The organism is Candidatus Tisiphia endosymbiont of Micropterix aruncella (assembly GCF_965178575.1).
GTDB lineage: Bacteria > Pseudomonadota > Alphaproteobacteria > Rickettsiales > Rickettsiaceae > Tisiphia.
This window is the reverse complement of sequence record NZ_OZ238268.1, coordinates 61,869-77,455: the sequence shown is the minus strand read 5'-3', so window position 1 is coordinate 77,455 and position 15,587 is coordinate 61,869. Positions and strand designations below refer to the sequence as shown.

General features: G+C 33.9%; 10 protein-coding genes and 1 pseudogene. 9 read left to right on the top strand and 2 right to left on the bottom strand.

Annotation, left to right across the window (positions count from 1 at the left end; translation table 11 throughout):
* The first annotated feature begins 312 nt into the window (after positions 1–312).
* The 4 genes from ACN1AG_RS00410 to ACN1AG_RS00395 all read left to right on the top strand — a co-directional run bounded on the left by ACN1AG_RS00410 (position 313) and on the right by ACN1AG_RS00395 (position 4,908).
* Positions 313–1,284: a hypothetical protein gene (locus ACN1AG_RS00410; protein ID WP_417904469.1), complete on the top strand. Its 972-nt coding sequence runs from the start codon at positions 313–315 to the stop codon at positions 1,282–1,284.
* Positions 1,285–1,875: 591 nt separating this feature from the next.
* Entirely contained in the window at positions 1,876–2,034 is a 159-nt protein-coding gene (locus ACN1AG_RS00405; RefSeq protein WP_417905074.1) for a hypothetical protein, read from the top strand.
* A gap of 128 nt (positions 2,035–2,162) precedes the next feature.
* A complete protein-coding gene (locus ACN1AG_RS00400; protein ID WP_417905073.1) occupies positions 2,163–3,527 on the top strand; it encodes an MFS transporter in 1,365 nt (454 codons plus the stop codon).
* 46 nt (positions 3,528–3,573) lie between these two features.
* Complete coding sequence (locus ACN1AG_RS00395) at positions 3,574–4,908, top strand: MFS transporter (RefSeq protein WP_417905072.1); 1,335 nt, start codon at positions 3,574–3,576, stop codon at positions 4,906–4,908.
* On the opposite strand, the gene ACN1AG_RS00390 is transcribed toward ACN1AG_RS00395, so the two are convergent.
* Positions 4,895–5,527, bottom strand: coding sequence for an HD domain-containing protein (locus ACN1AG_RS00390; RefSeq protein ID WP_417905071.1), 633 nt, complete (start codon positions 5,525–5,527; stop codon positions 4,895–4,897). The two genes, ACN1AG_RS00395 and ACN1AG_RS00390, sit on opposite strands and share 14 nt — an antisense overlap.
* Before the next feature lie 379 nt (positions 5,528–5,906).
* On the opposite strand from ACN1AG_RS00390, the gene ACN1AG_RS00385 reads away from it, so the two are divergent.
* Together ACN1AG_RS00385 and ACN1AG_RS00380 are read left to right on the top strand one after the other, a co-directional pair.
* Positions 5,907–6,317 (top strand): helix-turn-helix domain-containing protein, encoded by a 411-nt coding sequence (locus tag ACN1AG_RS00385; RefSeq protein ID WP_417905070.1) that lies wholly within the window; start codon positions 5,907–5,909, stop codon positions 6,315–6,317.
* Positions 6,318–6,725: 408 nt separating this feature from the next.
* The gene (locus ACN1AG_RS00380; protein WP_417905069.1) at positions 6,726–7,910 is read left to right on the top strand and encodes a reverse transcriptase domain-containing protein; all 1,185 of its coding nucleotides are present in this window, start codon (positions 6,726–6,728) and stop codon (positions 7,908–7,910) included.
* Here the strand turns inward: ACN1AG_RS00380 and ACN1AG_RS00375 are convergent.
* Entirely contained in the window at positions 7,889–8,779 is an 891-nt protein-coding gene (locus ACN1AG_RS00375) for an IS982 family transposase (protein WP_417905587.1), read from the bottom strand. The two genes, ACN1AG_RS00380 and ACN1AG_RS00375, sit on opposite strands and share 22 nt — an antisense overlap.
* A gap of 275 nt (positions 8,780–9,054) precedes the next feature.
* On the opposite strand from ACN1AG_RS00375, the pseudogene ACN1AG_RS00370 reads away from it, so the two are divergent.
* The 3 genes and pseudogenes from ACN1AG_RS00370 to ACN1AG_RS00360 all read left to right on the top strand — a co-directional run.
* Positions 9,055–9,693 (top strand): annotated as a pseudogene (locus tag ACN1AG_RS00370) (IS982 family transposase); the annotation flags it as partial.
* 735 nt (positions 9,694–10,428) lie between these two features.
* Complete coding sequence (ltrA, locus tag ACN1AG_RS00365) at positions 10,429–11,733, top strand: group II intron reverse transcriptase/maturase (protein ID WP_417905068.1); 1,305 nt, start codon at positions 10,429–10,431, stop codon at positions 11,731–11,733.
* A gap of 461 nt (positions 11,734–12,194) precedes the next feature.
* The gene (locus tag ACN1AG_RS00360; RefSeq protein ID WP_417905067.1) at positions 12,195–15,512 is read left to right on the top strand and encodes a hypothetical protein; all 3,318 of its coding nucleotides are present in this window, start codon (positions 12,195–12,197) and stop codon (positions 15,510–15,512) included.
* Positions 15,513–15,587: the final 75 nt, after the last annotated feature.

The window sequence follows — 15,587 nt, the reverse complement described above, 5'->3', positions numbered from 1 at the left end:
TACTGATGATTTGGTTGAACGATAGCAAGATAAAATAATACAGAAAATTGAAATAATAAATCTTGGTTGTAACAATATCACGGTTCTATAAACAAATTAAAAGGGGAAACAGAGATATTTGGTAAAAATATAGGCTTAAGATCAAAGAGATGTTGACTATCAAAACTGCATCGCATCCTAATAAATTATTAAAAATAATCTTTGCAGAGAAAATAGTTAAAAAATAATAATATTTATAATTAAAAAATACTTGACTATTATTTTAGAATTGATTCTAATTAAAATTATGGCAACGTAAATCAACCTATTAGCATGGCAAAATATAAAATGGCTGATGATTTTGATGACGGGGATAAAGGTAAGGGGAAGGAAAAAGACAAGGTAAGTCTTGATCTGTTTAAGAGTGTAATTGAGTATATGATTAGTGATATCAGCTCGCAACTTTACTCTACTAACCCGGCTGAATTAGCAAGAATCAATAATATCATCAATAGCTTGTTAAGTAGCGATCTTCCACCGGAGATACAAACAAGACTGAAAAAATTACAAGAGCTTGTTGTTGAAAAAGAGGAGAATGCTGAGCAAGTTCGTAATTCAGGAATATTGGAAAGAAATAGAGAAGAAGCAACTAAATGGGAAGAACATGTAGCTATTTTAGAAAAGGAGGCTGAGAGGTTAGAAGCTGAGCGGTTATTAGCACAGTTTCATCAAGAAGGCTCTATGTTAACAAAACAACATGAAAAATTTAAAGTAGATATAGTTGAGCGTATAAAGGAAACTAAGGAAGAAACTATAAAACACAATGAGTTGTTTGATTATCTTAGTGATGAAAATCTGAAAGGTAAAGATATTGATGAAAGTAAATTAAGACCTTTCATCAAAAATAAAGAACAAATAGAGAGAGAATTATATAGGCATCAGAAAGCAGCACATAAACATTACGATGAATTATGTGCTTATGATGCAAAATTAAAAGCAGAGAAAGAAGAATTAAAAGAGGCTGTTAAAAAACAGCCAAAACCGAAAGAGCTGCAATCGTCAATTTTGCTTGAAACAGCAAATTATATAGACTCAGAAAAAAAGTTATTGAAGACAGCTAATAATTTGTATGATTATGCTGTAATCCAAATTGGTAAAACGGAGATTGTACAAGAGAAGTATGGGTTACCAAGAGCTGCAGAATTTTATAAAACGATAAGTAGTGATCTACACGAGGCTTTGTTATTTGGCAAGGCAGAGGCTGCTGCTGCTCTTGCTTATTTTCATCGTGATGGGTTGGGATAGAAAAGAATGAATATAAGTATAAATTATTAGTAGCTGTAGGGGCTAAGCTAGGTAATCCTACTTGTTTAAACATATTTAAGACGGATGCTACACGAGTCTATACCGATGTTTTTTCAGAGGCAGGGCAATGGGTTAATGCTATTAAGACAATCACCGCAAAATATCCTAATAAGGATGCAGAAATTGTTGTGTCTGCTTCAGTTTGGGCTGATAAACAATTAGAATCGCATTGTCAACAATTTCACTCACATCAGGGAGCATCTTCTTCTCAGCTTAATGATTCGTACGAAACTCCTGATACGTCGTTTGACTCGGAAAAAGATACCTCACTAATTGGAAGTACTAAGCTTCATGTCTGTTGTGAAATTATGTAGTATCAATTCCATAAATCGTCATCCCCTATGCCAATTGGTATAGGGGGTTTTAGTTGTAAGGTAAGTTAGCTAAACAATAAGTAATATATGGTAAAACGAGTGAAATAATAAGTCATCAACTATTTCCCCTAACCATATACCTAACATACCAAAGCTACGTCTAAAGTTTGTAGTATTATGACACCAAACTTACAATCCATAATCATAAGGAGAAAATATGGAAGGTTCTGAAAGATTGACTCAATTATACCAAGAAGGTTTGAGATTAGAAAAACAATATGCAGAGTTTAAGAAAGAAAGTGCTAAGTATTTAGCAGCAAGACAACAAGAGTACCTTCAGTTACAGGAATTGCTTCAAGCTATTAAAAATAACTGAAGCCTATTCTAACTCTGAGGAATCTGAAATTATGTAATCTCAACAAATCGTTCCCCATTATGTCAAATTGGTATAGGGTTTTTTTAATACAATTCTAGATAATATAACTTAAGGGTTTAAATACTAATATGAGCAAATTTGTACGAGCAGACGGCAGAGTTATCTATCCCCAAACCAGTCTCACTAGAGAACAAAAACAAGCTGTTGGGTTGCTGTCGATCGGGACATTCTTAGAGTATTTTGATCTGATGTTATATGTACATATGGCAGTATTGCTTAATAAACTATTTTTTGAATCTGCTGATCCTCACACAGCCTCTTTAATGACGGCTTTTGCCTTTTGTTCAACCTATGTTTTTCGACCTATTGGGGCATTAATATTTGGTTGGTTAGGTGATAATATAGGGCGTAAATCTACCGTTATTATTACAACTTTTATGATGGCTGTATCATGTCTTGTCATGGCTAATCTTCCTACCTATGCCCAGATAGGGGTTACAGCGGCTTGGATAGTAACCATCTGCCGTGTTATGCAAGGCATGTCTTCTATGGGCGAAATAGTAGCTGCTGAACTTTATATAACGGAAACGATTAACCCACCAGCCCAATATGCAATTGTCGGATCATTAGGAGTTTTTGCTTCCCTAGGAGCCTTAGGTGCTTTAGCGATTGCCTCACTTGTTACTATTCATGGTTTTAACTGGCGTGCAGCATTTTGGATAGGTGCAGTAATTGCACTGATTGGTTTTGTTGCAAGAACGAGGCTACGAGAAACACCAGAATTTGCTGATGCCAAACGTCAACTAAAAAAAGTTTTTGCAGAAACTAATACAGATAGCAGTACTTTAGTAAACAATCCTATTTGGACAGAAAAAGTTAATAAAAAAACAATATTAGCTCTTTTTTTCTTACAATGTGCTTTACCTGTAGGTTTTTATTTTATTTATATATATTGTAGTAATATTTTACAAACTAACTTTGGTTATACAATTGCTGAGGTTATTCATCATAATTTTATTATATGTCTAATACAGCTTTTGGTCGTATCAATATTATCTTATTTAAGTTACAAAATATATCCACTATTAACCATAAAAATTATACTCATAATATTTTCTATTTTTATCATATTTTGTCCATATTTTTTGAATAATCTTCATTCTCCGTTTGAGTTATTTTTAATTCAACTCTTTATCATTTTATTTAACGAATGTTTAGGCCCTGCTATACCAATTTTTTATAGGAATTTTCCTGTATTTAAACGTTTCACCTGTGCTAGCATTATATTCGCTATATCACGTGCTTTCGTATCTGTTATTACTGCTTTTGGCTTCACTTATCTTGTTAACCATTTTGGCTATTGGGGATTATGGGTTATTATGATTCCTACAATTGTGGGGTTCGCATACGGGCTATTACATTTTGAAAAGTTGGAGAAGAAGAGAGAAAATTATTTTCAATCAAACATTGATTTGGCAACAAAGGCTAGGTAATAATAGGTAAATATTGATAACATAAAGTAAGGGTTTAAACACTAATATGAGCAAATTTGTACGAGAAGATGGCAGAGTTATTTACACTCAGACCAACCTAACTAGAGAACAAAAAGAAGCTGTCGGGTTGCTGTCGATCGGGACATTCTTAGAGTATTTTGATCTGATGTTATATGTACATATGGCAGTTTTACTCAATAGTCTGTTTTTTCCCCAAAATGATCCGGATTCTGCCTTTTTTTTTACTGCAATTGCATATAGTATCACTTTTGTTTTTAGACCATTTGGAGCATTGCTGTTTGGTTGGATAGGAGACACTATTGGTCGGAAAATAACTATCATTGTTACAACCTTTATGATGGCAGCCTCGTGTTTTGTTATGGCTACCTTACCAACTTATGAACAAATTGGAATTACGGCTTCATGGATTATTAGTATATGTCGTGCAGTACAAGGTATATCTTCCTTAGGTGAGAGGGTGGGAGCAGAGTTATATTTAATGGAAATAACAAAACCACCAATACAATATCCAGTTGTAACGTTGATTACGGTTTGTGCCTCCTTGGGGTCAATGGTTGCATTAGGTTTTGGTTTTTTAATTACTAACTATGGATTTAATTGGCGTTATCTTTTTTGGTTTGGAATGATAATTGCCACTATAGGTACAGTTGCTAGAACTAACTTAAGAGAAGCACAAGAATTTGCTAGTGCAAAATTGCGATTAAAAACATTTTTTGATAACCACTTTATTGATAAAAAAATATTAAAAGGTGATCCGATTTTACAAGAGAAAGTCCAGAAAAAAACAGTATTCTATTATTTTTTAATTCAATGTGCTGGTCCAGTACCAACATATTTTGTGTATTTTTATTGTGGTAATATACTCAGGAATTCTTTTGGTTATGGCATTGGAGATATTATTTATCATAACTTTCTTATTTCAATAATACAGCTATTCACTACGCTAGTATTAGCGTATTTAAGTTATAGAATATACCCTTTAAAGATTATTAAAGTCAGGTGGATAATTTTCTCTACTTTTATAATATTTTGCCCTTATTTTCTTTATAGGGTCAGCACTCCTATACATTTATTTATAATACAACTATTGATCGTGTTATTTGCACCTGACTCAGCTCCAGCTAGTGCAATTTTTTATAAATATTTCCCTATTTTTAAACGTTTTACTTATAGTAGTATTGTATACGCCTTAGCACATGCCACAATTTCTATTGTTACATCTTTTGGTTTCATATATTGTACAAAATATATGGGGCAGATAGGAATATTATGTATTATGTTGCCTATAGTAATAAGTTATGGATTTGGGATATTTTACTTTGCAAAGCTGGAGAATATAACTGTGACTAATAGTTATTAGTTTTATAATAAGTATGTATTACTTTAGAACATAATTCTGCAAAATTTTGCTCAATTGTTGGTGTATTAAAACACATACTAAGGCTCATAAACCTACTAAGGGTTTCTATTATAATTTTTTTTGCTTTCTCCGGTGATTTAGTTTCTAGAGTTTGTATATTATGAGTCCGATCAAATAATTTAATCAAAGCCACATCATATTTTTCTTGTTGAAGTAATATATCTAATGTTTCCGCCGAGCTAATCTTGCCGTGGGGTTTGTTCCTACTTAAAGCTTCTACTTGACTAGCAACCTGCTCTCCAAAGATATAGGCAATCATCTTTTCGCTAAGTTTTGTATCCTCAATGGTGTCATGCAGTATACTGGTAACAATAATGTCAGTGCGATAAAGATAATCAGAAATCATATATGCTACCTCTATTGGATGAGAGTAATAAGGCTCTCCTGACTGCCGCATTTGGCTGCCATGATATTTCTTAGCATAATATATGCCTTTCCTTACTTCTTCCAAATCTATAGGTCGATTCACTTCCTGATTCATTTGATAAAGTTTATTCATCAACCTGTCAGAATATTCGCAAGATTGATACTTTGACTGCCAACAATTTATATCTTCCATAAAAAACTATAATATTTTAAATCGCTATACAAGTTAAACTAAAAATTAGAATATTACTAGGAATTTATTATATTTTTTGAAAAAGATGAATATTTTTGCATTTTATTGTTGTATAAATAGACAGCTACTCCCTTTATATTCATATAGTTCATAATAAACTATTAAACTAAAATGTCACTACTAATCTATAGCTATAATATTTACATTAATATATTTTTAAAAACTGAACAAAATGTTTAGAGAGGTGTTGACTTAAGGTCATAGAAAAATCTAGCAATTACACTATTGTAGGGGCTAAGCTAGGTGATAGTACTTGTTTAATGGTGTTTCAGGAGTATATTATACAAATCTATAACGATGTTTTATCAAGGAAAATAGAATGGCAAGAAAAAACCAATACATAAAGCAAGTTGATCAACTTATTGGAGAAAAAATTTATTCTTTGAGATTGGCAAAAGGTTACGCACGGCAACAACTTGCTGATTTAATTGAAGTAACCCATCAACAATTACAAAAATATGAAAAAGGCATTAATAGAATATCCACAGGTAGATTAATGCTTATCGCCAAGGCATTAGATAAAAATATTGATTATTTTCTTGAAGGGTTGGGAAATACAGGTAGTGCTGAACCAGTACTTACCCAACACCAACTTATATGTATTGAAGTATCAAGAAATTTTATGAAAATTCGAGTCAATAATTTTTTTTGTGTGTGCGTCAAGATAAGGTGCATTAATCTTACGGGTGAGAGTCGCGTTATGGAAGGAGTAGCTAGCTCCACCATATAGCGAGTCTTGTGCTGCTGAAGGTAACGACAGTAGTAAAGCGTAGACAGCGAAACATCCGAGCCGAAACCAAATGGTAAACGTGATAGCCCCGAAATAAAATTGGTAGTGAGAGCTGATACTTTACACATGGTAGCAAGCAACAGAATACTGGAGGTTATAACTAGCAAATCCGAAAGTATTTAATCACCAGGGGTCTCAGGCGTCAGCGAGTTTGTAGAGATTAATGATGCAACTTGAGAAGTCCTTATAACTCTTACTGAGCTAAGTAAGTATTCAAAGTACAAGTGCCGAAACATAAGGCTTTGGAGATGGTGTAAGGATGGCTGAGTCAGTTGTAGTAGTGATGAAGCTTCGTAATGGAAGTGGAGCGAAGGGCTGGCAGAAAGGTAAGAACGTAAGAGGGAAACAATGACCGTACACAGCATAGACGGAAATACATGGTCAACAAAACTTGAGCGTATAAAGTTGCTATCATCGCAAAATCAAGACATAAAGTTTAATAATCTTGGACATATTATTGATTTAGAGATGTTAGAAGAACAATATAAGGAACTCGATAGCAAGAAAGCTGTAGGAATAGATGGTATAACCAAAGCGATTTATGGTAAGAAGTTGGGAGCAAATTTGCTCTCGCTCCTTACTAGAATTCGCAAGGGGCAATATCAAGCTAAACCTGCACGAATAACGCTAATTCCGAAAGAAGATGGAGGCAAAAGACCTTTGGTAATATCATGTTTCGAAGATAAGATAATCGAGTCTGCAGTAAGCAAGATACTAAACTCTGTGTTTGAGCCAATATTCTTAAAGTGTTCCTATGGATTCCGACCTAAATTAAACGCCCATGATGCACTTAAGGAGTTGAATAGACTTACGTATAACTTCAATAAAGGAGCTGTAGTTGAAATTGATATAACTAAGTGTTTCAATTCAATCAAACATTCCGAGTTGATGGGATTCCTAAGAAAGAGAATATCTGACAAAAGATTCCTAAGACTAGTTATGAAACTGATGGAAACACCAATTATAGAAAACGGCATTACAGTTACTAACAAGGAAGGATGCCGCCAAGGGTCTAAAACATCACCAATTTTGGCAAATGTCTTCCTACATTATGTTATTGACTGTTGGTTTGCTAAAATCAGCAAGGAAAACATAAGAGGGCAAACTGGAATGGTGAGGTATTGTGACGATATGGTGTTCGTCTTTGAGAATGAAGAAGACGCGAGGAAGTTTTATGAGGTTTTTCCCAAAAGATTAAACAAGTATGGCTTGAACATCAATGAAGCTAAATCGCAGATGATTCAGTCCGGTAGATACCATGCTGAGGACTTAGCTAAGCAAGGTAAGAAGATCAAGAGTTATAATTTTCTTGGCTTTACTTGCTATTGGGGTAAATCAAGGTTTGGTAACATATGGAGATTAAAATATACCACAAGGAAAGATCGATTTACCGAGAAGCTTAAAGGGCTAAGAGAATATCTACGAAGTCACCTTAATGAGAGGGGCAAAGAACAGATATTATTGCAAGTCATTAGAGCTACAAAGGGGTGGATCAATTATCATGGTATACGTCAATTCGGGATAAGGTTATAATTTAGAGGGAAGTTGAAATTGCAATTTATGGAAGGTTTATTTTTCTTAAGAGAATAGGCAACTAGTGTAGAAAGTATATGAACAAAAGCATTTATAGGTGATCTGTGTCTAGTATGCTCAAGGTTCATTTTGTTCTTTAAATAATCAAAAACTGTTTCAATTAAATTACGTTTTCTTAGCATAATCTTCTCCTTTAAATCCATTAATTTATTTGGCATATTTTTCTTAATCCCATGCACCATTTTTAATCCTCTTTCATATAAACTGACGAATAAGTTTTGCTTAATATATCCTTTATCTGCATACATAACTCCAGTTAAACCATCTGTTAACTCAGGTACTGGAATCCTATCATCAACGTTTCCTTTAGTCATTTTTAATGCTATAAATTGTCCTTTTTCATTAATAATTAAGTGTAACTTGAACCCATAAAAATAACCCATTGATGATTTGCTATGTTTTGCTAGCCCCTTAAATATTTTATTACTATATCGCCTTTTATTATGGCAAGCCTTGATTGTCGTTGCATCAATAAAATAACTACCTGTTTCCTCGCCAAATAACAAATGCATAAGAATATTAAGTGGGACAAACAATCTAGGCATTAACTCGACAAAACGGTTATAGCTCAATGCTTTTGGGAAATCACCTTTGTGGATATATTCTATACAAGTCTTATAAAAATATTTAAAGTTTTTAGCATAAGAAGTATGATACATTACCATAATTGTCATAATCTCGCTTAAACTCATATCACAACGGCGATTCCTTTGTTTTTCTGTTGGTAATAATTTCTTTTTTTCGTATTCATAGTAAATTTTACAAAAATCGTCTATAAAACTATATAATTCTGTGATATCTTTTTTCATGCCTGTGTTTATTTCTTTTTCCACAAAAACATTTATCACAGGCATTAACTCCTTGCAACTCTTATATCTACACTATTCTTTCTTATCCCTTATCCCGAATTGACGTGTCTTATGACGTTCCTTCAACTTTTCTCTTTGTTCTTCTGTCAATACATTCTTTCTCATAATGTCCTAAACTTTATAATATCTTTCCTATCTTTGCAACTCTTCATTTATGAGTAGTATATTAGTTATAGCTAAAGCATTTTTACTAATCCTTATCCCGAATTGACGTAAGTTATAGTCGAATAATTCAGTTATGGCCTAAACTAATATTGCCATTAGCATTATTAATGCAATTATTAAGAGGAGAAGATACAGGGATATATTTCATTGACTCTACTAAATTAGCAATTTGCCATGATAAACGGACAAAAAGTAATAAAGTATTTGGTAGAATTGCTAGGATTGGTATGAGTAGCTATGGATGGTTTATGGGATTTAAATTACATTTAATTATTAACAGTAAAGGAGAGATAATGGCAGTTAAAATTACTAAAGGAAACCGAAGTGATATCTCTACTGTTTTATCTATGACTCAAGGATTAGAAGGCAAATTATTTGGTGACAAGGCTTATATATCAAAGGAGCTATTTAACAAATTTTTAACAAAAAGCTTACGTTTATTTACTAGTATTCGCAAAGATATGAAGAAACATTTACTTGAAATAGAAGATAAAGAACTGTTAAAAAAGAGAGTTCTAATTGAATCAGTATTCAATGTACTAAAAAATAACATGTGTCTAGAGCATTCAAGGAATAGATCGCCTGTTAATTTTTTAGTCCATATTTTGGCTTGTGTTGTAGGATATGCTATTAAAAAACTTAGATTAAAATCAGTTATTTCTGTTAATCAGCATTCGCTCTTATCCTAAACTCGCATTCCTAGTATATTTTATGAGTTATATACGCTTAGTAGCAAAGGAATTTTTACAATGGCTGGTTACAATCTGCAACTAATTATGTAATCATTATGATAATAATTTTGGTCAAGTTTATCCTCATCAATGCATAATTACCACTAAATTTAATATTCCTACGAATTCTTTATAAAAATACTTTACATACAGAAATATATCTTATACTATATAAAGTGTATTTGCTTTAATAATAAAGGTTTTTAATTTTATCATAGGTACGCCACGAAGTGTAAATAAGCTAGCTGTTGAAAGAGCAGCCATAGAAGTGTTGACCTAGCACACTATGTATCGAGTCTTGAACTGATTTTGGTAACAAAGTCAGTTAAGCGTAGACAGAAATATTATAGGCCGTAAGCCGAAAGGTTGAAGTGATGGAGCTCCGTTAAAGTTACATGAAGAGTGGTCGATAGTTTTTCTCTACTAGAAGACAAAACTATACTTAGCGTTAAATGGGAAGTTAAGTGTAGCACTCTCGGAGTCATAGAGCATGGCATGTTATTAAAGTTTATGAATGAACTTGGGATATCTCTATCACCCTCATAAAAAAAATGAGTATCGACCGACAAGTATAAAAGCAAGGGAGTTGAAACGGTGATAAAGAAGTCAGATCTAGCATAGTACTGATGAGGTCGGGTAATGCCGATGGAGGGAAGGCTAGGGGGTAAGATCAACCTTAAAAAGGGAAACGTTATGAGTACAACTGAAACTCAATCAATAACGGATACTAAACTGGAAAGGATAGCTTTTCTATCCCAAAATGATTCAACTAAAGAATTCAGGTGCTTGATGCACCACTTCAACGAAGAATCATTAAAAACCTGCTTTTACCAATTAGATGGCAATAAAGCAGTAGGGATAGACAGAGTAGATAAGAAGAGCTATGGTCATAATCTAGACGATAACTTGAAAAAGCTAATTTCTAATATGAAACAAATGAGCTACCGACCGGCAGCGATACGGCAAGTATCAATTCCTAAGGAAGGTAAGTCAGGTGCATTTCGTAGTCTAGGAATTAGTAATTTTGAGGATAAACTAGTGCAAAAGATGATGCAACGAATTCTAGAAAGCATATATGAACCTTTATTCTTGGACTGTTCCTACGGGTTCAGACAAGGTAGAAGCTGCCATGATGCAATTAAGAAGTTAAGGCATTACCTATATACTAGATCAGTTCAAACAGTCATTGACGTAGATTTGGAGAATTTTTTCGGAACTTTGGATCACCAAGAACTGGTTAAAATATTACAGATGAAGATCAAAGACAATCGTCTTATTAGATACATCATCAGAATGCTAAAATCAGGTGTCATGGCAAATGGAGAAATGACTATTAGTGAAGAAGGGGCGGTGCAAGGGTCGATTTGCAGTCCGATCTTAGCAAATATCCTAGCTCATTATGCTATAGACCAATGGTTTGAAGAAGTAGTTAAAACACATTGCAAAGGTAAAGTAAAGTTATTTCGCTACTGTGATGATCTCTGTATCTGCTGTGAATATGAAAGTGACGCATTAAGGGTCAAGACAGCTTTGGCCAAACGTCTTACTAAATTCACGTTAAAAATGAACGAGGAAAAGACAAAGCTAGTAACCTTTGACCGTAAGAGTGAATATAAGACTTCATTTAACTTCCTAGGTTTTACATTCTACTTTGGTAAATCTCAAACGGGGATTAAAATACCAAAATTAAAGACTGAAGGAAAAAGAATGAGGTCAAAACTTAAGAAGGTTAACCAGTGGGCAAAAGAGGTTCGAAATCAATATAAGCTCAAAACAATATGGCAGAAATTCTGTATCAAACTAGAGGGTCATATTCAATATTATGGTGTGAGCTTTAATATAAAAAGAATAGAGACTTTCTTGTACCGTACAGTGCAGATCATGTTTAAATGGCTAAACCGAAGAAGCCAAAAGAAGTCCTTTACTTGGGAAAAATTTCAGCTATTTCTATTAGCTAACCCGCTTCCGAGAGTGAGAGTATGCCATAAACTTTTCTGATACTACTGAAGTGAACGAATTTATCTTGAACCCATTGCGGGAAAACCGCACGATGATGGTTCTAACGAGGGGCGTACTGGGTGACTGGTGCGTCTACTCTCTTAGCCTAGTTTATAATTAGGTGAATGAATTTATCCTGAGCCTATTGCCTTAATAGGGTACGATGGTTCTAAATGGGGGGCGATTTGGGTGACCAGTCGCTCTACCAGCTAATTTAAGACTCGTATGAACAAGATTTGTTTCCATAAAGGGGGGAGCATAAAACTTTTAAAAATGGTGGCAGAGTACCATAAAGGTGAAGAAAAATTAGAAGATTATGATAATCAATTTAAGAACTGACTTGGACTATGAGATAAAAGACTAGATTAATATCAGCTATACAGAGATGGAATAATAGTACTTCATTCGTAACTATTATTAAGTATTGATTACTTTTGACCTATAATATAGAGAGAGGAAAAATGAACTTAGAAGAAATTATACGACAAATAACAACTAACTCTATTACTACTCTTGACCTTAGTAATAACCAGATAGGAGATACTGAAGTAAAGGAACTAGCAGAAGCATTAAAGGATAATAAATCTATTACTACTCTTGACCTTAGTAATAATCATATAGGAGATACTGGAGCAAAATATTTACTAGAATCCTTAAAGATTAATAAATTTATTACTGTTATTAACCTTGTAGGTAATGAGATAGGAGAAGCTGAAGCGAAGAATATAGCAGAAACCTTAAAGATTAATAGAGACCATACTGAAGAAGTTAAACAGGAAGGCGAAGAACTAAAACAACAACAAGAAGCAGCAACAACTGAAGAAGTTAAACAGGAAGGCGAAGAACTAAAACAACAACAAGAAGCAGCAACAACTGAAGAAGTTAAACAGGAAGGCGAAGAACTAAAACAACAACAAGAAACAGTAACAACTGAAGAAGTTAAACAGGAAGGCGAAGAACTAAAACAACAACAAGAAGCAGCAACAACTGAAGAAGTTAAACAGGAAGGCGAAGAACTAAAACAACAACAAGAAACAGTAACAACTGAAGAAGTTAAACAGGAAGGCGAAGAACTAAAACAACAACAAGAAGCAGCAACAACTGAAGAAGTTAAACAGGAAGGCGAAGAACTAAAACAACAACAAGAAGCAGCAACAACTGAAGAAGTTAAACAGGAAGGCGAAGAACTAAAACAACAACAAGAAGCAGCAACAACTGAAGAAGTCAAACAAGAGGTGCTAGCACAACAAATAGCTGAGCAAGTAGGGCAACAAGAGTCTGAGGAACTTGAGCAGCAGGCAAAACTTAAAGAACAAGAGGAGGATACGGCAGTCAAAGAAGCGGCTAGATTAAAAGCTATAGAGGAAGCAAAAGAATATACCCCAAATATACTAGTTGTGAAATCATTTGAGGTAGCAGACGGGAATAAGAAACCTGATAATGATGACAAGACTACTAGACCAGTATCAAGTCTAATCCGAGAATGGAACAAAATAGGAGATGCTGGTGTAAAGGTTCTAGCAGAACCTTCACAGATTAATAAAGACTTTGCTGAAAAAGGAAAACAAGAGGCTAAAAAACTAAAACAGCAACAAGAAGTAGTGGCAGCTGAAAAAGCTAGGCAAGATACCATAACCCAACAAATAACTAAGCAGGCAAGACAACAAGAGTCTGAGAAACTTAAGAAACAAGCAAATTTTAGAGACCAAGAGAAAACTGAGAAAGAAACAACTAAATTAAAATATATAAAGGAGGCAAAAGTGAGCAAATATATACAAAATATGTTTAAGACAGCAGACAGGGATAATCATAAGGCAGCAAAGAAGAATAATCAGTTTGATAGGGATGATCATACTACTATCAAGCAAGTATCAGAACTAATCCGAGATGGTAATGACTGTCTGCAGGAACGTACCACAGTAGGAATTCTGCTGGTTGGTAATACTGGGGCTGGTAAGAGTACACTCGCCCACTTGCTTGGTGGCAAAGACCTGAAAGCAATCAGGGATATAAACGGTGGCAAGTTACTTATTGATGCGGTGCATCCATCTAAGGATATTATCATTGGTCATAAACTGGCTTCCGAAACTAAGATTCCTAATAAATGTCTTGATCTCACTAAAGGCATAACCATTTGGGACTGCCCTGGCTTTAATGATACCGATCCTGTACAGGAAATTGCTAACAGCTTTTATATTAAAAGGCTCTTTGAAACCACAGAACAACTAAAACTTGTGTTAGTGATACCTGCATCAGTTTTTGATAGCTGTAATAAAAGAGGCAACGATTTCCTTGAAACACTACATAATTTTGTAAAAAGTTTTAGGAATATTGAAGATATATATGACAGCATATCTTTAGTATTTACCCATGTAGACAACGGCATAAATATTCAGAATATCCAATACTATATGAGTGCAGCATTCCAAAATAATAACACATTACAAGAGTTTCCAAGAGCAAAAAAGCAGTGTAAGGATCTGATTGATAAGCTTAAAAAGGCTGGCTCAATACATCTGTTCCATAAACCAGTTGACGAAGGTGAAGTAGTAACCCATAATTTACTTAAGGCAATAGATTCATTCTCCAGATATTCTGAAGTTAAAGGTGATATGGTCAATATTACTATTTCGAAGAAAGCTATGGAGTGTTCAGCTCATCTATTCGCTACTGCGAGTAGTAATTTTAGTAATCTATTAGAAGTAATAGTTAACGCTATCGCTGATGCCACTAACTGCTTAAATATCAATCCACACAACCTATTTTCCGAAAAGTATCATCTTGTTAAAGATTGGGTTCCATCATCAATTCATTATAATAACAGACTGACAAAACATAACAAAGATGAATATTTTTCAGAGCTAGACTTACTATCAAAATTGCAAAAAGCACTTGACTGTGCTCAAATAGTAAGCATACCAAAGGCCATAGAAATATTGCAGGGGGCAGTGGAGGTTTTTGCTGAATATGCTGAACCTGGTAATGTTCAGCTTCAGCATCATATACAAGAGTATGGTTATTGCTTGCAACAGCAATATGAATATATGAAATTTTTTGCTAAGGTCTGTGACAAAGAATTACCTGATCATGTAAATATTGCAGAGTCAATAACAACTTGCTATGCTACAGTAACAGAAAATCTTGAGAAGCAAGTTAGTAATTTGAAGATTGATGAGGATAAACTTGACCAAAATTATTATCATAAAGCTGTAAAGTATCTAGAGAATTATCAGGACTCTCCTGCCTGCAAGAATCTTAAGGCTATAGCTTATAGTCGCTTAGCTAGTATCGCTGAAAAGAATGGCGAAAATCTGGCATTGTGTTACTATGTAAAAGCTATAGAGACCAATAGTAATCTACATCCAGAAATATATAACAAAATGGGTCAGCTATTTTTTAACAAAGGTGAATATGGTAAGGCGATTGAGTGCTATAAAGTAGCTAATAGTGCATATAAGATACAGGTATGTTTTAAAGAATGGCTAAAACAAGATCAAGAAAATCCCGATATAATGATAAAATATGCTGAGTATCTCGACTCTATATGTTTACCTGATCACGCCTACAAATATTATTTCCGTGCATTCAGCCTAAGTGAGGATAACAATTTTAAGAATGGGGCTTTAGAGAAAAGTAAGACTGATGCTACTACTCAAAGACAAGAGTTTATCACCAAAGTACAGCAGCAGCCTAATCATTGCAATTATGACTTGGTAAATGAAGAATTTACCAACAATTTACTTGGTGTAGCAGAGTCAACAAGTGATTCTTGCTGCTAAAGATTGCGAAATAGTTTTATAGCTTGTTATCTTAGCTATAGTGAAGTAGTTGGGATTTAATCTTACATTTGATAA